General features: G+C 71.1%; 15 protein-coding genes. 7 read left to right on the top strand and 8 right to left on the bottom strand.

Translation table 11 applies throughout. The features are described from left to right. Nucleotides 1-151 precede the first annotated feature (151 nt). Nucleotides 152-1,675, top strand: a complete 1,524-nt coding sequence (locus tag ACX27O_RS27600) for a gluconokinase (protein WP_051708140.1) — start codon at nucleotides 152-154, stop codon at nucleotides 1,673-1,675. On the opposite strand, the gene ACX27O_RS27595 is transcribed toward ACX27O_RS27600, so the two are convergent. Genes ACX27O_RS27595 through ACX27O_RS27580 form a run of 4 tightly spaced genes read right to left on the bottom strand, consistent with a single transcriptional unit; the run spans nucleotide 1,653 to nucleotide 5,765 of the window. Continuing rightward, complete coding sequence (locus tag ACX27O_RS27595) at nucleotides 1,653-2,543, bottom strand: ABC transporter permease (protein ID WP_458940321.1); 891 nt, start codon at nucleotides 2,541-2,543, stop codon at nucleotides 1,653-1,655. The genes ACX27O_RS27600 and ACX27O_RS27595 overlap by 23 nt on opposite strands. Then, nucleotides 2,543-3,436 carry an ABC transporter permease gene (locus tag ACX27O_RS27590; RefSeq protein WP_030328241.1) on the bottom strand — a complete coding sequence of 298 codons (894 nt, stop codon included), beginning with the start codon at nucleotides 3,434-3,436 and terminating at the stop codon, nucleotides 2,543-2,545. The genes ACX27O_RS27595 and ACX27O_RS27590 overlap by 1 nt, the downstream gene beginning before the upstream one ends. Beyond that, on the bottom strand, nucleotides 3,433-4,548 hold the full coding sequence (locus ACX27O_RS27585; protein WP_030328244.1) for an ABC transporter ATP-binding protein: 1,116 nt from the start codon (nucleotides 4,546-4,548) through the stop codon (nucleotides 3,433-3,435). Before ACX27O_RS27585 ends, ACX27O_RS27590 begins: the two co-directional genes overlap by 4 nt. After that, nucleotides 4,545-5,765 carry an ABC transporter substrate-binding protein gene (locus ACX27O_RS27580; protein ID WP_030328246.1) on the bottom strand — a complete coding sequence of 407 codons (1,221 nt, stop codon included), beginning with the start codon at nucleotides 5,763-5,765 and terminating at the stop codon, nucleotides 4,545-4,547. The genes ACX27O_RS27585 and ACX27O_RS27580 overlap by 4 nt, the downstream gene beginning before the upstream one ends. 185 nt (nucleotides 5,766-5,950) lie before the next feature. Here ACX27O_RS27580 and ACX27O_RS27575 point away from each other — a divergent pair, with 185 nt between their 5' ends. Together ACX27O_RS27575 and ACX27O_RS27570 are read left to right on the top strand one after the other, a co-directional pair. After that, nucleotides 5,951-7,033 carry a LacI family DNA-binding transcriptional regulator gene (locus tag ACX27O_RS27575; RefSeq protein ID WP_210857822.1) on the top strand — a complete coding sequence of 361 codons (1,083 nt, stop codon included), beginning with the start codon at nucleotides 5,951-5,953 and terminating at the stop codon, nucleotides 7,031-7,033. Nucleotides 7,034-7,178: 145 nt separating this feature from the next. After that, nucleotides 7,179-10,682 carry an alpha-glucuronidase family glycosyl hydrolase gene (locus ACX27O_RS27570; RefSeq protein WP_458940320.1) on the top strand — a complete coding sequence of 1,168 codons (3,504 nt, stop codon included), beginning with the start codon at nucleotides 7,179-7,181 and terminating at the stop codon, nucleotides 10,680-10,682. A gap of 146 nt (nucleotides 10,683-10,828) precedes the next feature. On the opposite strand, the gene ACX27O_RS27565 is transcribed toward ACX27O_RS27570, so the two are convergent. Further along, a complete protein-coding gene (locus ACX27O_RS27565) occupies nucleotides 10,829-13,828 on the bottom strand; it encodes a glycoside hydrolase family 95 protein (RefSeq protein WP_458940319.1) in 3,000 nt (999 codons plus the stop codon). Between the two features lie 449 nt (nucleotides 13,829-14,277). On the opposite strand from ACX27O_RS27565, the gene ACX27O_RS27560 reads away from it, so the two are divergent. From ACX27O_RS27560 to ACX27O_RS27550, 3 genes are all read left to right on the top strand, one after another. Then, entirely contained in the window at nucleotides 14,278-15,291 is a 1,014-nt protein-coding gene (locus ACX27O_RS27560; protein WP_210866564.1) for a hypothetical protein, read from the top strand. Between the two features lie 9 nt (nucleotides 15,292-15,300). Continuing rightward, nucleotides 15,301-16,176: an alpha/beta fold hydrolase gene (locus ACX27O_RS27555; protein ID WP_210866565.1), complete on the top strand. Its 876-nt coding sequence runs from the start codon at nucleotides 15,301-15,303 to the stop codon at nucleotides 16,174-16,176. A gap of 136 nt (nucleotides 16,177-16,312) precedes the next feature. After that, nucleotides 16,313-16,711: a hypothetical protein gene (locus tag ACX27O_RS27550; RefSeq protein ID WP_036410719.1), complete on the top strand. Its 399-nt coding sequence runs from the start codon at nucleotides 16,313-16,315 to the stop codon at nucleotides 16,709-16,711. Between the two features lie 102 nt (nucleotides 16,712-16,813). Here the strand turns inward: ACX27O_RS27550 and ACX27O_RS27545 are convergent, their stop codons facing one another. The 3 genes from ACX27O_RS27545 to ACX27O_RS27535 all read right to left on the bottom strand — a co-directional run bounded on the left by ACX27O_RS27545 (nucleotide 16,814) and on the right by ACX27O_RS27535 (nucleotide 19,882). Beyond that, nucleotides 16,814-17,983, bottom strand: a complete 1,170-nt coding sequence (locus ACX27O_RS27545; RefSeq protein ID WP_458940318.1) for a hypothetical protein — start codon at nucleotides 17,981-17,983, stop codon at nucleotides 16,814-16,816. Next, on the bottom strand, nucleotides 17,980-18,495 hold the full coding sequence (locus ACX27O_RS27540) for a SigE family RNA polymerase sigma factor (protein WP_307857901.1): 516 nt from the start codon (nucleotides 18,493-18,495) through the stop codon (nucleotides 17,980-17,982). Before ACX27O_RS27540 ends, ACX27O_RS27545 begins: the two co-directional genes overlap by 4 nt. A gap of 208 nt (nucleotides 18,496-18,703) precedes the next feature. Further along, nucleotides 18,704-19,882, bottom strand: coding sequence for a MalY/PatB family protein (locus ACX27O_RS27535; RefSeq protein WP_210857815.1), 1,179 nt, complete (start codon nucleotides 19,880-19,882; stop codon nucleotides 18,704-18,706). A gap of 285 nt (nucleotides 19,883-20,167) precedes the next feature. Between ACX27O_RS27535 and ACX27O_RS27530 the strand changes: the two genes are divergently transcribed. Then, nucleotides 20,168-21,214: an SMP-30/gluconolactonase/LRE family protein gene (locus ACX27O_RS27530; RefSeq protein WP_358130138.1), complete on the top strand. Its 1,047-nt coding sequence runs from the start codon at nucleotides 20,168-20,170 to the stop codon at nucleotides 21,212-21,214. Nucleotides 21,215-21,320: the final 106 nt, after the last annotated feature.

The raw sequence follows: 21,320 nt of genomic DNA, 5'->3' as shown, positions 1-21,320 counted from the left end.
TGTCACGACCCGTGTCGGCGGTGCCCGGTCTTTCCGAGCCCGACCCTTCCGAGCCCGACCCTTCCGAGCCCGACCGGCGGCTGCCACCGCCGTGACGACAACTGCGCGCAACCGCTTGCCGGCCCGCGCAGCGCCGCTCGACCATGTGCGGATGCAGCCGGAGCGTCGGGTGATCGTCGGAGTCGACGTGGGCACCACCGCCGCGCGGGCGGTCGCGTTCACGTTGGACGGCACCGCCCGACACGTCGCTACCCGGGCGTACCCGGTGGTGGAGCCGGTGCCCGGCTGGCGGGTACAGGAGCCGGACGTGCTCGTGGCGGCCACCCTGGCGGCCACCTCCGCGTGCGTGGCCGGCACCGCCGGGGCGGAGGTGGTCGCCCTCGCGCTGAGTTCCGCCAGGTACGGCCTCATCGGGCTGGACGCGGCGATGACGCCGGTGACGCCGCTGCTGACCGGGCGTGACACGCGGTCGGCGGAGGCGGCCCGCGAACTGCTGTCGTCCGGTCAGAGCCGGGAGCTGCACCGGTCGACAGGTACGCCGGTGCACCCGAGAAACCCGCTCTGCAAGCTCCTGTGGTTCGCCCGGCACGAGCCGTACCTCTGCACGGCGACCCGGTGGTGGGTCGGCCTCAAGGACTATGTGGTCCATCGGCTCACCGGGATGTTGGTGACCGAGTTGTCCTCGGCATCCGGCACCGGGATGTTCGACGTGCACCGTCGGGCGTGGAGTTCCGCGGTCCTCGACCTCGCCGGAGTGTCCGAGAGCCAACTGCCTCCGGTGCTGCCCACCACGGCGGTGCTGCGGCTGTCGCCGGCGGCCGGGCGCGCGGTCGGTCTGCCGCCGGGCACACCCGTCGTGGTGGGTGCGGGTGACGGTCCGTTGCGGAGCCTGGGCGCGGCGGCGACCGAGCACACCGTCGGCGGCCTGACGCTCGGGGCCACCGGGGCTCTGCGGACCGTCGTCAGGGCACCCCGCACCGACGCGGCCGAGACCTTCTCCTGTGCGGCGCTGACCGAGGACGCGTGGGTCGTCCGCGGGTCGGTCGGCAACGGCGGCAACGTGGTGCGGTGGGCGGCACGGGTTCTCGGCGACGACAACGCCACCCCCGCGCTGCTGGATCTCGCCGCGCGGATCGCACCGGGCAGCGACGGAGTCGTGATGCTGCCGTACCTGTGGGCCGACCCGGCCGCGCCGGAGGGCTGCGCGCCGCCCGGCGCGTTCCTGGGGCTGCGCGGCGAGCACTCACGCGCTCACCTGGTCCGGGCCGCCGTGGAGGGCGTCTGCCTGCAACTCGGCGGTGTCCGTGACCGGCTGGCCGAGCTGACGCCGATCGGCAGTGTACGGCTGACCGGGGGCGCCTTCCGGTCTCCGCTGTGGCGCGAGGTGATGGCGGCGGTCCTGGACTGCCCCGTCCAGGTGGCGGGCGCGGCCGACCAGGTCACCCTCGGCGCGGCGGCGCTCGGGCTCTTCGCGATCGGCCACACCGCCGACCTCCAGGCGGCGGTCACCCAGCTCGACCCGGGGGCCGGCGGCGACCGCGTCACTGTCGACCCGGCGCTCGCCACGGCCTACCGCGGTCTGCGGACCAGGCTGCCCACGCTCGTCACGGTGGCGGGTCGTCTGGGTGAGATCCTCGACGCCGGCACCGGGCTCAGTGCTCCGGCTCGTCCTTGACCTGCGCCACGAGCTGGGTCGGGTTCACGTAGCGCAGTGCGACGACGAGCAGGACCAGCATCATCGAGGTGTAGATGACCGCCATGGCGTCGACCGACTGCTGGGCCCGGATCCCGGACGCGGACATCGAGTAGTACAGCGCCACCACCAGGGTCTGCGAGTCGGGCCCGGCGGTCAGGAAGGTCAGCTCGAACATCCCCACGGTCCGGACCAGCACGAGGATCGCGGAGGCGAGGATGCCCGGCACCAGCAGCGGAGTGAGGACCCGGAGGAACACCGTGCGCAGGCCGGCGCCGCACATCCGCGCGGCGCTCTCGATCCGCGGGTCGATCTGCTCGATGAACGGGGTCATGGTCAGGATGACGAACGGCACCGACGGTACGAGGTTGGCCAGCACCACCCCGGACAGGTGCCCGGCCAGGCCGAACTTGTAGAGGACTGTCGCCAGCGGGATGCCGTACGTGATCGGGGGCATCAGGATGGGCAGCAGGAACACCAGGAAGATCAGCCGCTTGCCCGGGAACGAGCGTCGCGCGAGGGCGTAGGCGGCCGGCACGCCGATCACCAGCGAGAGGCCCACGACGAGAACGGAGACCTCCAGGGTCACGACGATGACCTGGAGCAGCGCGAACTCGTCCCAGGCCCGGACGTACCAGTCGGTGGTGTAGCCGTCCGGGAGCCAGGTGTCGAACCACCGCCTGCCGAACGAGCTGACCAGCACGGACGCCACGACGCCCAGCAGGTTGAGGAAGAAGAAGATGACGACGCCCCACACGATCCAGGCGGCCGGCCGGGCGGCGATGCGCCGCCGCCGGTCGGTGCTGGGGGCGGGGGGCCGCACCGGTGGCGCCTGGGTGGTCGTTGCCATCAGCCCTTGCCTCCGGTGGAGCCGGTGTAGAAGCGGCTGCGGGCGGCCAGCACCACAGCGATGACGACCAGCTCGACGAAGCCCATGATCATGGCGATCGCCGACGCGTACGGATAGTCGTACTGCTCGTACGCGGCCTGGTAGGCGGCGAGGGAGATGACCCGGGTCTCACCGGCCGGGTTGCCGACCAGAACCGCCGACGGGAACACGCTGAACGCCAGGACGAACGTCAGGCAGAAGGTCGTGGCGAGGCCGGGCATCAGCAGCGGCAGGGTGATCCGGGTGAACCGGTGACGCCAGTCCGCGCCCAGCGTCGCGGCGGCCCGTTCCAGGGTCGGGTCGATGCCGGACAGGTACGAGAGCACCAGCAGGAACGCGAACGGAAAGCCGGTGATCACCAGCGAGAGGAACACACCCCAGTAGTTGTGGGTCAGCCGCACCGGCTCGTCGACGAGGTTGGTGGCCAGCAGGACACGGTTGAACCAGCCGGTCGGGCCGAGGAAGTTCAACAACCCCTGGGCGGTGAGGACGGTGCCGAGCGTGATCGGCACGACCAGCAGGGTGGTGACCAACCGCTTGCCCCGGAACCGGCCGCGCATCCGGTAGGCGATCGGCACCGCGGCGAGCACGTTCAGGAGCGCGGCGGGCAACGCGATCCGCAGTGTGATGCCGATCGTTCCCCGCTCGTAGGAGTCGGAGAAGAACCGGGCGTAGTCGCTGAACGGCCCGCCGGTGGTCGGCTGGAACGAGAGCGTCAGCCCGTAGAAGAACGGGTAGAGGAACAGGGCGATGACGAAGACCAGCGCCGGGACCAGCAACCAGAGCTGACGGTCGACGCCCCGCTCGGCGAGGCGGTGCTGCCAGTGCGTCAGCGGCCGCCCGGACCGGCTCACCGCGTCGCCCCCGAGGCCTGCGGGACGCGGTTGGTCTGCGCCGCCGCCGCGTCGGCGGGATAGACGAGCAGCCGCTGCGGGTCGACCCCGAGCCTGACCTGGTCGCCCGGGGCGATCCGCCGCTCGGTGCGCAGGTGCAGCAGCAGCCCGGTGTCGGTGCGGGCCTCGGCCGCCAACTCGCGGCCCTGATACTCCACCACCTCGACGGTCGCCGACAGGGCGTTGTGGGCCTCGCCGGGCCCGTCGACGCGGATGTCCTCGGGGCGCACCGCGAGCACTGCCTCCGCCTCGGCCTGGACGTCGCCCACCACCTCGCCGAGCAGACGGTGCCCGGACGACTCGACGGTGGCCCGCGCGCCGTCCCGCCGCTCCACCCGCCCCCGCCACAGGTTGCGGTAGCCCATGAAGTCGGCGACGTGCCAGTTCGCCGGTCGGGTGTGCAGCTCGCGCGGCGAGCCGATCTGCTGCACCCGCCCCTCCCGCAGCACCACCAGCCGGTCGGCCAGGGAGAGCGCCTCCTCCTGGTCGTGGGTCACGTAGACGGTGGTGAGCCCCAGCGACTGGTGCAGCCGGCGGATCTCGGTCCGCATCTCCAGGCGCAGCTTCGCGTCGAGGTTGCTCAGCGGCTCGTCCATCAGCACCAGGGACGGCTCGAACACGACGGCGCGGGCGATGGCGACGCGCTGCTGCTGTCCACCCGAGAGCTGACCGGGCAGCTTGTCGACGTGGTCCTCCAGTCGCACCAGCCGCACCGCCTCGTCCGTACGCCGGCGCGTCTCCTCCTTGGGCAGCCGCCGCATACGCAGCCCGAAGGCGATGTTCGCCCGGACGGTCAGGTGCGGGAAGAGGGCGTAGCTCTGGAACACCATGCCGAAGCCGCGCCGCTCCGGCGGCAGTGTGTCGATGCGGCGCTCGTCCTGCCAGATGCTCCCCGCCGTCAACGGCAGCAGCCCGGCCAGGCAGTTCAACGCCGTCGACTTGCCACAGCCGGACGGGCCGAGCAGGGCGATGAACTCCCCCGCCCCGATCGTCAGGTCCAGCTCGGTGAGCGCGGCCTGGCCGCCGAACCGTCGGGACACCCCGTCCAGCCGCAGCTGGGAGAAGGCGCTCATCCCTGCTTGACCTTCCCGCCGCCGATCTCACGGTCCCAGCGGCTGAACGCCGCCACCAGGCTCTTCGCGTCGAGCGGAACCTCGGTCGGGTTTCCGGCGATCAGCGCGTCGTACTCCGGGCGACCGAACTCCCGGATCGCGTCCTGACTCTTCTGCGGGGCCGAGGAGAGCTGGACCTCCTTGATCGCCGGGCCCGGGTAGAAGTAACCCTCGTCGTACGCCTTCGCCTGCTGTTCGGGGGTGAGCATGAACGCCAACAGGGCCAGCACCGCGGCCTGGGTGTCGGTCGACACGCCCTTGGGCATGACGGCGTAGTGCGCGTCGGTGACCCAGTGGAAGCCGTCGATCGGGGTGATCCTGGCCTCCTTGGGCACGGTGCCGAGCACCCGCGGGTTGATGTCCCAACCGGTCGTGCTGACGATGAGGTGCGCGGTGCCGTTGGCGAGGTTCTTCATCGTCTCGGTGGTGCCGGACGGGTAGTAGTCGACGTACTGGCCCAGCTCCTTGAGGAAGGCCCACGTCTTGTCCCATCCCGCGGTGGGGTCCTTGGGGTTCGAGTCGCCCAGGATGTAGGGCAGTCCCATCAGGAACGTCCGGCCGGGGCCGGAGTTGGCCGGGCGGGCGTACTGGAATTTCCTGGGGTTGGCCTTGGCCCAGGCGAGCAGCGCGTCCGCGCTGGTGGGTGGCGTCGGAAGGCGGGACGGCAGGTATTCGAGCAGCGGGCCGGACGGGTAGTAGGTGACGGTGACCCCCGCGTTGCCGGCGAGCTGCTGCATCGCGGCGGCCGGTGCCAGGTAGTCGCGCATGCCGCCGAGGCGGTCCTGGAAGGTTGGCAACACGTCGATCCAGAGCCCCTGCTCGATCCCGGCGGCCAGGCCGTCGACGCCGGTCAGCACGAGACCGATGTCCACCCGGTCCGCCCCCTGCTGGGCCTTGATCTTTCCGGCCAGCTCGGGTGCCGGTGCCTTCGAATACGTCACCCGGGAGATCACGTCGGGGTTCTTCGAGACGAACTCGTCGATCATCCCCTGGGTCAACTGGAGGTTGCCCGCCACGTCCAGGACGTTGAGGGTGACGGCCTTGCCGGGCCGCTGTGGCACCTCGCCAGTGGTGTCGCCGGTGGTGTCACCGGGAGCCTCGGGTGCTCCACACCCGACCGCGCCCACCAGCAGCGACGATGCCGTGACCAGGAGAGCGCCGCGCCGCGTCATACCCATGAGCCGTTCCCTCCGCCAGGTGTCATCGGTGCTGATTGATTCAGCCGGCGCGCCACGGCGGCAACGGGTTGCCATGTATTGCCTCGTGCGAATGCGATCGGGCGGCCGGATTGTTGCGGGGGCATTGCCGAGTATTCACGGCCGCCATACCATGATCACTGCGCGTAGCCGGGAGGAGCATGCAGATGCCCGACCACACCAGGCCGCCGGAAAAGAGAGTCACGATCTACGACGTCGCTGCCGAGGCGGACGTCTCACCCTCGACGGTGTCCCGCGCGTTCTCGCGACCGAGTCGCGTCAACTCCGAGACCGCCGATCGGATCCGACGGGTCGCCGAGCGGTTGGGCTACCGGACCAACCCCCTCGCTCGCGCCCTCACCACGTCCCGCACGCGGATGATCGCGCTGGTCATCGCCGACATCACCAACCCGGTGTACGCGGAGATCGTGCGCGGCGCGCAGGAGGCGGCGACCGACGGCGAGTACACCACAGTGCTGATCGACGCCCAGGAGTCCGACCGGTTGGAGCGGGCGGCTGTCGAACGCACCATGTCGACTGTCGACGGCATCGTGCTGGCCAGCAGCCGGATGTCCGACTCGGCCATCCGGATGGTCGCCAAACAGCGGCCGGTGGTGGTCCTCAACCGCGCTCTCGCCGACGTGCCGTGCGTCGTCACCGACGACCCCCGCGGGGTACGGCGGGCCGCCGAGCACCTCGGCGAGCTGGGGCACGACCACATCACCTACGTCGCGGGGCCGCAGGCGTCCTGGCCCAACGGCATCCGCTGGCGCTCGCTGCTCGAGGCGGGCATGGAGCTGGAGATCAAGGTCCGTCAGATCGGACCGTTCAGCCCCACCATGGCCGGCGGTGAGCGGGCCGCGCGGGAGCTGTTCGCCCGCCCGGCGACGGCGGTCCTCGCCTTCAACGACCAGATGGCCATCGGGATCATCCGTGGCCTCAGCCGGATGGGCGTCAACGTTCCGGGTGACGTGAGCGTCGTGGGTTTCGACAACATCCTCGCCGCCGACATCGTGACGCCCGGGCTCACCACGGTCGCGGCGCCGCTCTACGCGGAGGGGTCGGCCGCGACCCGGCACCTCCTCACGATGATCGCGGGGGCGCCCGGGCACACCGGCCGGCCGATGGTCCTGCCGGTACGCCTCGTGGTGCGCGACTCGACGGCCACGCGTAACCCGGGCCCGGGTCGCGTCCGCCCGCAGTGGGCGCGGGACCGGTCCGCACCGGACCCGGCGGCCCGCCGGCAGTGAGGCCGCCCGGCCCACGACAAGAAACGACAACTGGTTGCCGAGGCGCGGCAGCGCCGCCCACGATCGACGCGCATCCATCCGTCAACGTCGGGCGCTCGCGGGACGGGCGCAGCGGCGTCCCCAGCGGACGAACGAGGAGATGGCGATGAACCGAGCTTCGGTGCCCCGGCTACGGCGAACCCTCATCGTGCTGGGCACGGTGCTCGCCACCGTCGCGGCCACCCTCACTGTCGCCACGACGCCGGTCGCCGCGACACCGGTCGCCGCGACACCGGTCGCCGCGACACCGGTCGCCGCGGCTGCGTCACCCGACGACTACGACGGCTCCGACCTGTGGCTGCGCTACGTGCCGGTCGACGACGCGAAGCTGCTGCGCGACTACCGCCGCGCGGCCACGGCGGTCGTGGTCGAGAACGCCGACGCCACCACGCTGCACCGGCACACCACGGACCTCGCCATGGCTCCCGGTTCCGCCGAGAAGCTCGTCGAGACCACGCTGGGCGCCGCTCGGGACGAGCTGGTACGCGGCCTGAACGGGCTGCTCGACCAGTCGACACCGACGCTGCCGGCCGACAACGGCACGGTCCCGGACGGCGCGGTGGTGGTGGGCACACCGGCGAGCTCACCGCTGGTGGGCCGTACCGTCGCGACCCGCGATCTGGCCACTGTGGGCGACGAGGGCTACCTTGTCCGCTCGGTCTCGAAGGGCGGGGCACGGTTCACCGTCATCGCCGGCAACACCGACCTCGGCGCGCTGTACGGCACCTTCGCCTTCCTCCGACTCCTCCAGACCCGGAAACCGATCGACCACCTCCGGGTCGCGGAGTCACCGAAGATCAAGCACCGGTTGCTGAACAACTGGGAGACCGAGCGTCTCTACGCGGGCAACAACGCCTCCGGGCTGGGCGGGCTGAACGGGGAGAGCGGGGCGATCTTCAACTTCGCCGCGACCGGTGCCAGCGCCGGCCGGAACCTGCCCGTCATCCTCGACCGCTACCTCGTCATGGCCCGGGCGCTGGCGTCACTGGGCATCAACGGCATCACCATCAACAACGTCAACGCCGACAACGCGTACCTGACGAGCGCCCGCATCGCGCAGGAGGCGGCCCTCGCCGACGCGTTGCGGCCGTACGGCATCAGGTTGGGCCTGTCGATCCGGTACACCGCGCCCACCGACAGCCGGTTCGCGCCGGACACGCTGACCAACAGCCAGCTCGACCCGTACGGTGCGGATTTCCGGGGCTGGTGGCACCGCCGGGCCCAGCAGATCCAGGCCGCGATCCCGGACTTCATGGGACTCACCGTGAAGGCCAACTCCGAGGGCCAGCCGGGGCCACAGGACTTCGGGTACGACCACGGTGACGGCGCCAACGCCATCGCCGCCGCGGTGGCCCCGCTCGGGATGACGGTGCACTGGCGGACGTTCGTCTACAACGCCGACGTCGACAACGACCGGCTCAAGCGAGCCTACCTGGAGTTCGGGCCGATCGACGACGAGATCCAGCCGGACGGCAGCCGGGGACGCTTCGCCGACAACGTGTTCCTGCAGACCAAGAACGGGCCACTGGACTTCCAGGCCCGCGAGCCCATCCACCCGATGTTCGGCCGGATGGAGAACACCAACCAGGCCCTGGAACTCCAGATCACGCAGGAGTACACCGGCCAGAACTGGATGCTGACCTACCTCGGCCCGATGTACGAGGAGATCCTCAAGACCGACACGTACGCGACCGACGCGAACGGGAAGCTGCTCAAGGAGCGGCTGGTCGGCGACATCGTCGACGGGACCGCGCAGCACCACTCGGACACCGCCATCGTGGGTGTCGCGAACCTCGGCAACGCCGACAACCTGACCGGGCACCACTTCGCCCAGGCGAACCTCTTCGCCTTCGGACGTCAGGCGTGGGACTGGATCCTCGACTCGGCGGACATCGCGACCGACTGGACGCGGATGACCTGGAGCAACGACCGGCGTGTCGTCGACACCATCCGGAAGATGATGATGGGCTCGTGGGAGTCGCTGGTCAGCTACCAGACGCCGCTGGGCATCGGTCACCAGTTCGCCGAGGGCGCCCACTACCGTCCCGACCCCGCCGACTGGGCGGGCCGCGACGACTGGAGCCCGATCTACTACAACAAGGCCGACAGCGTCGGTCTGGGCTTCGACCGCTCCCCCACCGGCAGCAACCTGGCCGCCCAGTACTTCCCCCGCCTGCAGCAGCGCTACGGCACCATCGACTCGATCCCGGAGAACCTGCTGATGTGGTTCCACCACGTGCCGTGGGGCCATCGGATGGACAGCGGGCGGACGTTCTGGGCAGAGCTGGTCTACCGCTACCAGATGGGCGTGCAGTACGTGACCTGGATGCGGGAGACCTGGGACGCGCTCCAGCCCGACATCGACGCGCGCCGGTTCGCCGAGGTGCGTGCCAAGCTGGCGGTCCACGAGGCGGACGCCGCCGACTGGCGGGACACCTCGGTGAACTACTGGAAGGAGTTCAGCGGGCGGGACATCCCGGTCGACGACGCGCCACTGTCGGCGACGATCGTCGTGAACGGGAAGACGTTCGGCGGCTTCAACCTCTCGGACGCCTCGTACACCATCCCGCTGCCGGCCGGGGCCTCGCCGACCATCACGAAGGTGCGGACCGCCGACCGCAAGGCCCGTTACGAGATCATCTCCCAGGCGGCCGGCGTACCCGGGCAGGCGGTCGTCAAGGTCACGACCGAGAGTTTCTTCGGGCCTCTCGTGAAGAACTACGTCTTCAACCTGGTGCCCGACACCACGCTGACGGCGCTGCGCGTCGACGGCAGGCGCCTGACGTCCTTCGCGCCGACGGTGCTGCGCTACAACGCCCTCACGCCGGCCGGCGCCACGACAGTGCCGACGGTCACCGCCAGCGCCGCCGACCCCGCCGCCTCGGTCGCGGTGGAGCAGGCGGCCAACGCCACCGGGCAGGCCCGGGTCACCGTCACGAACGGCGCGGCGTCGTCGGTCTACACGGTGGACCTGAACACCACCCTCACTGGCAGCGACGAGTTCGAGTCGACCCCGCTCGGCCCGCAGTGGCAGTGGGTCCGGCCGGACGAGAGCAGGCAACGACTGGCCGACGGGTCCCTGGTCGTCACCGCCCAGCAGGGCGACCTCCAGGGCAACGTCAACACCGCGAGGAACCTGGCCCTGCAGGACGTCGACGGCGACTGGACGGCCGAGTCCCGGGTGGTCTTCTCCCGTCCCCTCGCCGGCAACAACGAGCAGGGCGGTGTTCTCGGGTACGCGGACGACAACAACTACGTGAAGCTCGCCTGGGAGATGGGCAACGCGACTGCGGCCATCAACAAGACCCGGATCGTCTTCCTGCGTGAACAGAACGGCACGGCGTCGACGCTGGAGATCACCGGTGCCGACGCCCAGCGCATCGTCGGGGCCGACGGGGCCATCTGGCTGCGCCTGACCAAGGTCGGGGACCGCTACCGCGCCTACTACTCCAGCGACGGGAGCGTCTACCGCTACATCGGCTCGCAGACGCTGAACGTCGAGCCGACGAAGGCCGGGCTGCTGGCCTTCAACCGGGCCGGCACCTCCACCGACCTCGACGTCGCCTTCGACTACTTCCGCATCGAGAGCCACGGGGAACGCGTCCGCTGACCGTGCGCTCCGGCTGGCCCGGCATGTCGATGTGCTGATGAGCGGCATACCGCATCCACCCCGACAGCGCCCCCGAAATCCGTGACCGGGCCCGTCCCAGCTGGGACGGACCCGGTCACGCTCCCCCGAGGCTGCGGCCCCTGCCGTCAGCCCCCGATCGCGATGGCGAAGATGTGCATGGTCGGCACGTTCGTCGCCGGTCGGGCGCTGATGTTGGGCAACACGACCGAGGCCACCGCCTTGTTCTGCAACCCGACACCGACGTAGTAGATGCACGCGGCGGTGTTCTGGCGGACGTTGTTGGGCCGGTTCTGGTACGCGGACACGATGGCCGCCGTTCCCCCGGAGTGCGGCCCGCCGTACCAGTCGGGCGAGCTGAGCGTGAACGTCTGGCGGGTGCCGTCGGCGTAGACCACGGTGCCGGTGCCGGACACCGAGCCGTAGGTGCCGGTGAGCAGGAAGCCCAGCGTGCTGCCGGTGCCGCTGATGCCGATGGTCTGGCCCGAGGCGATGGCGTTGTCGGAGGCCCCGGAACTGACGTTGGGCCAGCGGAAGGTGACCCCGTTGCGGCTGATCGTGCCTCCCGGGCTGGCACCGGCCTGCGCCAGCGCCTGCGCGGAGAGCGACGCCCCGCCGCCGTCGAAGTTGCCGACGTTGGTGTTGCTGTCGCTGGTGATGCCGACGTTGCTGAAGCTCTGCTCCAACGTCGGTGTGGTGGCCCCGGAGCTGGTGACCCGGTAGGTGCGCCCGGCCTGCACGGTGACCTCGATCAGGTCGGACTCGATCCGGGTGGTGCGGGCCGCCGTACCGTCGGCGGTGTCGACGACAGTGACGGTGCCGGTCAGGATCCGGGAGCGCAGGCGGACGGTGCCGGCCCGGTCCGGTCGGACGAGGATCTCGGTGGCCTGACCGCTCGCCCAGGTGATGCCGACCGTGTGCCCGCCCCGACCGCGCAGGCCGGTCACCCGCCCGCTCGGCCAGGCCGGCGGCAGCGCGGGCAGGATGTGCAGCTCGCCGATGTGGCTCTGCAGCAGCATCTCGGCGATGCCCGCGGTGGCCCCGAAGTTGCCGTCGATCTGGAAGGGCGGGTGCAGGTCGAACATGTTGGGCGCGAGTCGCGCGGTGGTGGCGAGGTAGCGGATCAGGTCGTGGGCCCGCTTGCCCTCCTCCATCCGAGCCCAGAAGTTGATTTTCCAGGCCAGCGACCAGCCCGTGCCGTCGTCGCCGCGCAGGGCGAGGGTCCGCCGGGCCGCCTCGAACAGCTGCGGGGTGCCGCGCTTGGTGATCTGGTTGCTCGGGGCCAGCCCGTACAGGTGCGAGATGTGCCGGTGGTTGGGCTCGGTCTCCACCCAGTCGTAGAGCCACTCCATGATGTTGCCCCGCGACCCGACCTTCATCGGCGGGAGCCGGTCCCGGGTGGCACGAACCTGGGCGCGGAACGTGCTGTCCACGTTGAGGATCTCGCTCGCCCGGGCGCAGGCGTCGAACAGGTCCCGCAGGATCTGGTTGTCCATGGTGGGGCCGGCGCAGACGCTGGCGTTCGAGTGGTGGCTCAGCTCCGGCGAGTTCGACGGGTTGGTCACCAGGTAGCCGAGGGTCGGCTCGGTGACCAGGGTGTTGAGGAAGAACTGTGCCGCGCCCTTCATGGCCGGGTAGTTCGTCCGCAGGAACTCGATGTCGCCGTTGAACAGGTAGTGGTCCCAGATCAACGTGGACAGCCAGGCCCCACCGGTCTGCCACATGCCCCAGAACGCGCCGTCCACCACGGCGGTGGCCCGCCAGGCGTCGGTGTTGTGGTGGGTGACCCAGCCACTGGCGGCGCCGTACTGCACCTGGGCGGTCCGCGCTCCGGCGACCGCAAGGTCTCTGACCATGTCGAAGACCGGGTTGTGACACTCGGCCAGGTTGGTGGTGTTGGCCGGCCAGTAGTTCATCGGCAGGTTGGCGTTGATCGTGTACTTCGAGTCCCACGCCGGGGCCAGTGAGTCGTTCCAGATGCCCTGGAGGTTCGCCGGCTGGGTGCCGGGCCGCGACGACGAGATCAGCAGGTACCGGCCGTACTGGAACAGCAGCGTGGAGAACTGCGGGTCGTTGACGCTGTTGTGCTGGGCGATCCGGACATCCGTCGTCTGGTCGGCAGCGGACGTGCGCCCCAGATCCAGGGTGACCCGGCCGAACAGCGCCTGATAGTCGGCGACGTGCCGGCTGCGCAACTGGTCGTAGCTGCTGGCCCGCGCGGCGGTGAGGCGCTGCCGGGCGATGCCCTGGTAGTCGCCGCCGACATTGCGGTAGTTGACGTAGCTGGAGCCGATGGAGATCAGCAGGACCACGCTGTTGGCGTTGGTCACCCGCAGGGTGCCGCCGGAGCTGGACACGCTGCCGCCGCTGACTGTCGCGTTGGCCAGGGCGAGGAAGCGGACCTGGCCGGTGATGCCCTCCATGTTCCCGGAGATGCCGTCCAGGCCGATCGTGGTGCCGTCCGGGCTGGACACGGTGGTGCGCTGCGGGCTGTCGAAGGTGGCGGTGAAGCTGATCGAGCCGCTGCGGTCGGCGGTCAGTCGCATCGCGATGACCTGATCCGGCGCGCTGACGAACACCTCCCGCTGGTGACGAACGCCGTTGAGCACGTACGTCGTCGTGACGGTGGCGGTGGTGAGGTCGAGCGTCCGGTCGTACTGGGACGCTCCGCTGGCGGATCCGAAGGCCAGCCGGAGGTTACCGACGGTCTGGTAGGCCAGCTGACCGCCGGGGTTGCCCATCATGGTCTGGTTGATCAGATCCTGGGCCTGGGTCCACTGGTTGGCGTTGACCAGCCGCCGGATCTCCGCGATCGCGCCCGCGCCTCTGGTGTTGCTGGGATCATGCGGGCCGCCGGCCCAGACGGTGTCCTCGTTGAGCTGAAGGCGCTCGGTGTCGACGTTGCCGAAGACCATGGCGCCGAGTCGGCCGTTGCCGATCGGCAACGCCCGCAGCCAGTCGGTGCCGGCCCCCTCGTCGTACCAGAGCGCGAGGTCACCGGCGGCCAGCACCTGCGGCGGCGCCACCGAGTCCGCACGTGCCACGGCGGTCCAGGGCACCGGCAGGAGAGCGCCACCCGCGCCGGCTGCGCCGATCTTGAGGGCTTGCCGTCGGGTCAGGTCTGACATCGATCCTCCAAACGGTGACCAGTCCGGCCACCCCGAAGCGTGACAACTGTGGGACTCGACATGGGGATCCGCTTGGTGGGGCCAACCGGGACCCTGCCTGAGCAGGCCGACGCCCGGCAGTGACGCGCCAGACATCTGATGTGTTTCGGGAAGGTTACTCCGGGGCCACAGAATAGGCAACGGTCGATCAATGCGTGGACACCGCGCCCCTGTGCCCGGTCAGCAAGATGCACGGGAGGGTGAGCAGCGAGGCAGCGAGGCGGCAGCGCCGGGCAATGGGCCACGATGCTGCCGCCGACGACCCACCCGGGAGGACATACATCAGATGTACGGCGATCCGGCTGCGCCCCGCGCCAAGCACCGGCACCGCCCAGCGTTCTCGCCTCCACAATCGGGTTGTTCTCCGCCGGATCACGGGTGACCATGGGCGGCATGGCAGGAGGACGGCGGTGAGATCGCCCCTCCAAGGCGGACTACCGCCGGGCGGCGCGGTGGTGGTCGGGGCCGTCGTGCGGATCGCCTGCGACGAGTCGGGATTCTCGGGTACGAACCTGCTGCACTCGACCGCCCCGGTGATCACGCACGCGAGCGTCGACCTGGCCGCCGACGAGGCGGTCGCGATCATCACCGCCCTACGGTCCGGGTTCCGGTTCGCGCCGCACGAGCTCAAGTCCGGCCGGTTCCTGCGCGGCTCCGGCGCGCAGGAGGCACTGGAGTGGTTCCTGGCGACGCTGGCCGGCCGCGCGCACGTCCACCTCATCGACAAGGAGTTCTTCCTCGTCACCCGGATCGTGGACTTCCTGCTGACCGAGCCGTCGTACGCGGCAGGCACCTGCCTGGCTCGCGAGCACCATCCGGCCGCTCTCGCCCTGTACGCGGCCGGGCGCTCGACCGGAAGCGACTGGACTGCCTTCCTGTCGGCGTTCGTCGATCTGGTCCGCATGAAGCGGCGGCTTCCGGTCGACCAGACGGTGCGGCGGTTCTTCCAGGCCCGGGACGCGCTGCGGCGACACGGCCTCGGCACGGTGGCCGACGCCGTCCTCGGCGGGCTCCGCCCGAACCAGGTGCGGACCGTGGTGGCCAGGCTCGACGCCGACGACCGCACGGTCCCTCCCCCGCTGGAGCCGCTGCTGCCGGCGCTGGCCGAAACGGTCCTTTCCTGGAGCGGCGGCCAGCGGCAGGTGCTGGTGACCCACGACGAGCAGAGTGCCCTGACGGCCGACCGGCTGACCCGGCTTCAGCGGGTGTTGGCCGCCAACGGCGACGCGTCGGCGGCCGGCGGCAACCGGGCTGCCGCGTTGCCGACCGGGGTGTCACCCCTGGCGGGGCTGGTGATGGTCGACTCCCGCGACGACCCGCGCGTCCAGGTCGCGGACCTCCTCGCGGGAGTGGCCCGGCGGATGCCCGGCATCATCGACGACGCGCTCCGCCAGCCGCCGCCAATTTCCCCTGGCCGGCCGTAGTCTCATCGGATGCAGGACATCCAGACACACACCCTGGACATTCCCGGCGTCGACCTGGTCTACGACGTCCGCGGCCCGCTACCTCCCACCGGCGTCCATCGTGCGCTGCTCCTGATCGGCCAGCCGATGACGGCGGAGGGCTTCACCGCCCTCGCCCCGCACTTCACGGACCGCACGGTCCTCACCTACGACCCGCGTGGCCTGGGCCGCAGCGTCCGCACTGACGGTCGGTCCGACCACACGCCGCAGCAGCAGGCGGCCGACCTGCACGCGCTCGTCGAGGCGCTCGACGTCGGTCCGGTCGACCTCTTCGCCAGCAGCGGCGGCGCGGTGACCGCCCTCGAACTGGTCGCCACCCATCCCGGCGACGTCGCCACCCTGGTGGCGCACGAACCGCCGATCAACGCCGTGCTCCCCGACGCCACGGCCGCCGAGCGCGCCCGGGCCGGCTTCTACGAGGCGTACCAGGCGAAGGGCTCGGGCGCGGGGATGGCCGCGTTCATCGCGATGACCTCCTGGCAGGGCGAGTTCACCGACGCCTACTTCGCCCAGCCCACCCCTGACCCTGCGATGTTCGGCATGACCGCCGACGACGACGGCAGCCGCGACGATCCGCTGCTGTCGCAGAACTCGTGGGCGATCACCGACTACCGGCCCGACGCGGAGGTGCTCACCGCCGCGCCCACCCGGATCGTGGTCGCGGTCGGCGAAGAGTCGGCCGGGACGTACACCGCGCGCACCGCACTGGGCCTCGCGGCGCTGCTCGGCCAGGAGGCCGTGGTGTTCCCGAGTCACCACGGCGGGTTCCTCGGCGGCGAGTTCGGCTACGCGGGCAAACCCGAGGAGTTCGCCGCGCGGCTGCGGGAGGTGCTGGACGCCGGCTGACACCGCCCAGACCCGGCACGGACGCGCCTGATGTTCTGACCTCGTGCCGGTGGCCGGGGCAGCCGTATGGTGGACGCAGAGACGACGATCCGCCGTCTTCGATGAGACACCACCTGCGGCGGTCGAGGAGAACATCATGATCGGTGTGGTGAGCGTCGGGGCCGTCGTGGGCGTCCTGCTCGTCGGTCTCGTGGTCCTGCTCCGCAGACCGGCCGACACCCGGTCGGTGCTCCGCTGGTCGGCCCTGGCGATCACCGTGCTGGTGGCCGCCGCGTTGGCTCCGTTCACAGTGGACGACTCGGGCGCCGCGGCCGGTTATCTGCTCGGCGTCCCCGTCGTCGCGGCGGTGCTGCCCGTCCTCGCGCAGCGGTTCGGTCGGCTGACGGTGGCCGCCGACCTGGTGGCCGCGCTCGTCATCACCGGCTGGGGGCTGCTGCTCGGGCTGGGCATCGGTGGCGCGTTCCTCCCAGCGGTGGCGCTTCTGCTCGCCAGCGCCGTGGTCACCAGGGCACCGCGACCGTCCACCATCGCCTGAGGCGGGTGGGAGCGTACCCACGGGCCCGGTCGGCTGAAACGACCCGGAGGCACGCTCCCCGGCAGTCCCCCACCGCGACGGTGAACGGGGCCGCTCAACCCATCAACGTCCGCAGCGCCACACCAGCGGCCGGTACGCCTGGTTCTCGTAGACGGCCCCGACCACCGTCAGACCGTCGTCGCTGATCCCCTCCGCCGTGTACGTGCCCGGCTCGGTCGCGCGGACCTCGGGTCGGCCCGGCAGCCGGCGGGAGGTGCCGTCCGGGGCGACGATCAGCGGCGCGCCGTCGCCGATGAGCACCTCACCCTCGGCGGAGATGCCGCTGGCCCCGGGGAAGGGCAACAGGCTCACCGCCCCGGTGGAGAGGTTCCACCGCACCGGCAGCATCTGCACGGCGCCGCCGTTGCTGCCGCCGGGTACCATTCCGACCGCCCATTCGCCCTGCGCCGATTCGACCGACGCCCGCGGGTAGCCCTCGGGCACCGCCAGCGCCGCACCGACGCCCTGCGGCGTCCACCGGTAGGGCTGTTGGTCCATTCCGCCGACGATCGTGCCGTCGTCGGTGATCCCGGTCGCGGTCGACCCCCGCTGGCCGATCAGCCGGTACGTCTGGGGCTGCGCCGTCGACCACCGCACGGCCTGGTGCGAGTCGTCCGACCTGCGGGCCGTCCCGACGATGTCACCCCGGGCGTTGACCGCGTGCACGAGCACCGCGTCAAAGCCGGGCGGGGTGGCCAGGAAACGCAGCTTCCCGTCCCGGTACACCCAGCCGGTGCCGTCGCCGTCGGTGCCCACCACATGGCCGCTGGCGTTGACCGCTGCCGCGTGCCGCGCGGTCTTCGGCAGGACGACCGGCCTGCCGTCGGTCCACAGCACAACCCGCCCGTCCTCCTGCCCGGTGCCGATGTCGCCGACGACGTACCGCCCGGTGGGGTCGACTCCGACGGCCACCGCGACCGGACCGTCGATCGGCTGCGACAACCACGACGCCTGGCAGGTGACTGGCGGGCGGGGGGCGGCCGACCCGGTAGCGGCCGGCGACACCGCGAGTGCCGGCGTGGTCGGCGCCGGCGAGCTGGCGGTCCCGCCGACCTGAACGGCACCCACGACGCCGACCCCGGCCAGCACCGTCAGGGCGGCGGCGCCGGCGACGCGGCGCCGCTGGCGGCGGCGCCGGCCGTCGCGGACGGCCCGCCTCACGTCGACCCGCGGCTCGGGAACCGACACCGACCGCAGCAGCGCGGCGAACCGCTGATCGTCCACGGTGGTCATCTCGGACTCCTCACTGACATCTCGGCGACGTCGAGCACCTGGCGAACAGCCGCCAGAGCCCGGGCCGTCTGCGCCTTCACGTTGCCTTCGGAGCAGCCCATCGCGGCGGCCGTGTCGGCCAGCGACAGGTCGCACAGGAACCGCAGGACCAGCACTGTGCGCTGGCCGCGCGGCAGACGGGCGAGCGCCGCGAGCAGGCTGTCCCGCTCGGCCAGGTCGTCATGCGGGGTCGCCGGTGAGCGCTCCGGCACCGGCGCAGACCCCAACAACCGGACCTTCGCCCAGCTCAGGCGCTTCTCATCGACGAGCTTGTGCACCAGCATCCGATGGACGTACGCGTCGACGTTGTCGGCCCGGCTGACCCGGCGCCAGTTCACGTAGAGCGACGTGATCGTCTGCTGCACCACGTCATCGGCCAGATGGGCGTCACCGCACATCAGGAACGCGGTCCGATGCAGGCGCGGCAGTCGCGCGGAGACGTACTCCACGAACTCACCCTCGGCATCCACCATCAAGGCTCCCTCCTCCGCAAGCTCGACGGGGCCGGACGACCATCAGGTTGCGTCCCCCGCGAAGTACGGTCGGAAGGCGGACCACTCGGCCGGGCCGGGGGTGTCCCGGCCCGGCGGAACGCGGATCAGTGGGTCGGCCGGCCAGTGCGGTGGTGAGCCTGCGGGCCCCGCTGGTCCGTAGAGCGACCTACCGACATCCGTGCCGGTCTCAGCCGACGACGCCGGCCATCCGGCGTACCGCCTCGGTGATGAGCTCCGGCGCGGTGGCCAGGTTCAGTCGGACGTGCCCATCACCGCCGGTGCCGAACGCCAACCCGGAGTTGAGCGCCACCCGGGCACTGTCGAGGAACACGGTGGCCGGGTCGTCGCCGAGGCCCAGCGCCCGGCAGTCGAGCCAGGCCAGGTAGGTGCCCTGACCGGGTTGGTAGCGGACGGCCGGCAGGTGCTCGGCGAGCAGGTCGGCAAGCAGCCGACGGTTGTCGTCCAGGCCGGTCAGCAGGGAATCGAGCCATTCGCCGCCGTCGCGGAAGGCCGCGGTGTGGGCGATCACGCCGAGGTGGCTGGTGCTGACGCTGACCCCGAACGGGACGCGAGCGAGGTCCCCGGCCGCGGCCGGGCCGGCGACGAGGAGCCCGCCGCGCAGGCCGGACAGGTTCCATCCCTTGGAGGCGGACATCAGCGACAGGCCGGTCTCCGCGCCGGGCACCGAGAGGTACGGCACGAACCGCGCTCCGCCGGCCACCACCGGCGCGTGGATCTCGTCGGCGACCACCCGCACCCCGTGCCGCTCGGCGAGGTCGGCGACGGCGGTCAACTCGGCCGCGGTGTGCACGACGCCGGTCGGGTTGTGCGGGCTGCACAGCAGGTACGCCGCCGGCCGTCCACCGGCGCGGGCCCGCCGGAACGCTTCCTCCAGCGTGCCGAGGTCGATCCGCAGGGTCTCGCCGAGCGGCGCCTCCACGATCCGGCGGTCGGCGTGCGCCACGGACTCGTAGAACGGCGGGTAGACCGGGCAGTTGACGACCACCGCGTCCCCCGGTTCGGTGACCAGGCGTAGCGCCTCGACGACGCCGTGCATCACGTCGGGCACCAGTGCGGTGCGCTCCACGGCCAGCCCGTCCCAGCCCCACCGCCGCCGAGCGAACTCCGCCAACGCCTGCGGGTACGCCGTGCCGGCGGTGTAGCCGGTGTCGCCGCGCGCGACGGCGTCGGTGATCGCCAGTGCGACCGGCTCGGCCAGGGGCACGTCCATCTCGGCCACCCAGAGCGGCAGCACGTCGTCGGGGTGTTCCCGCCACTTGAGGCTGGTCCGCTGCCGGAGCTGGTCGATCGTGAGCTGACGGAGCGGATTGGCTGCGGTTCGGGCACCACTGAGCAGGCCGGTCATGGCCCAACCCTATTGCGCCACGTCCCGGCCCGGTGTCCGGACCACCGCCGGACACTCCACTGTGGTCCGATCGGAACTATTCCACGGCCCCCTTTTCGCATTGACCAGCGCCTTTGTCTACAAACCGGATCCGCTTCGAAATATCTGACGGCAAAACCGCTGCGGACCACTGCTTCATGATTTAGGCTCCCGAATATTCACGTCGACGGCCCCGTCCTCACGCCGTGCCAGCCCCCGACCTTGCACGCCGGCCATCGCCACCCTCGACGCCGATTGGAGTGTTCGATGACCTGGCGTCCCACCCTTGCCGCGCTGGCTGGCCTGTGCCTCGCGGTCACCACCACCACAGTGCCCGCCGGTGCTGCCGTCCACGCCGCGCAGGCCAGCGCGCACGCCGCACTCGCCGGTCCGCCCGGCGCACCGCCCGGGGCCTGCCCAACCGGCGTCAGTTACGGTCCGCCGCTGCCGGCGAGCACCGTGACGGCTCCGCGGATCCGGGGCGGGTTCACCTTCCTCGAAGGGCCGGTCTGGGTCGCTGACGGTGGCTACCTGCTGATGTCCGACATGACCGCCGGCACCGGGCCGTACAACGTCCAGCCGTCGACGATCCGCCGGTTCACCCCGCCGGCGACCTTCGACACGTTCATCGCCAACGCCGGCAGCAACGGGCTCGCGCTCACCGCCGACGCCCAGCAGCTCGTCGCGGCCACCCACGACCAGCGCAGCGTCTCCGCGTACCGGCTGAGCGACCGGACCCGCAGCACCGTCGCGGCCAACTACCAGGGCCGGGCGTTCAACTCGCCGAACGACGTCGCGGTCCGATCGGACGGCGTCGTCTACTTCACCGACCCGAACTTCCAGCGCGGCAACCGGCCCGACCAGATGAGTGGGCGCACCAGCGTCTTCCGCGTCTCCGGCGGGCAGGTGTCGCTGGTGGACGACACGTTGCGCCAACCCAACGGGATCTCGCTGTCGCCGGACGGGAGCGCACTGTACGTGGGCGCCTACGCCGAGAACAAGATCTACAAGTACGTCGTCCAGCCCGACGGCAGCGTCGGCGCCCGCAGCGTCTTCGTGAACTACATCGGCGGTCCGGACGGCGGCACCATCGACTGCGCCGGCAACGTCTACTGGACCTCGGGTCGGGACTCGCTGGTGCACGTCTACTCCCCGGCCGGCACCCCGCTCGGCACGATCCGGCCCGGTAACACCGGCACGACAAACGTCGCGTTCGGCGGTCCCGACCGGCAGACCCTCTTCATCACGTCGGGCCCGTGGGGCGACTCCGGGCTGTACAGCGTGCGACTCAACATTCCCGGATATCCGTACTGAGCGTCGCTGGCGGGTTCACCGTCGAGTGCCGGGCGGTCGGACACCGCCGCCGACGCCGGCCGCCCGTACACTCGACTGATGGCGAACCGCCGGTGGCACAGTGGTC

This window comes from Micromonospora sp. SD19 (assembly GCF_054462275.1).
Note: the sequence above shows the minus strand (reverse complement) of the source record. Positions and strands in the feature narration are given on the sequence as shown.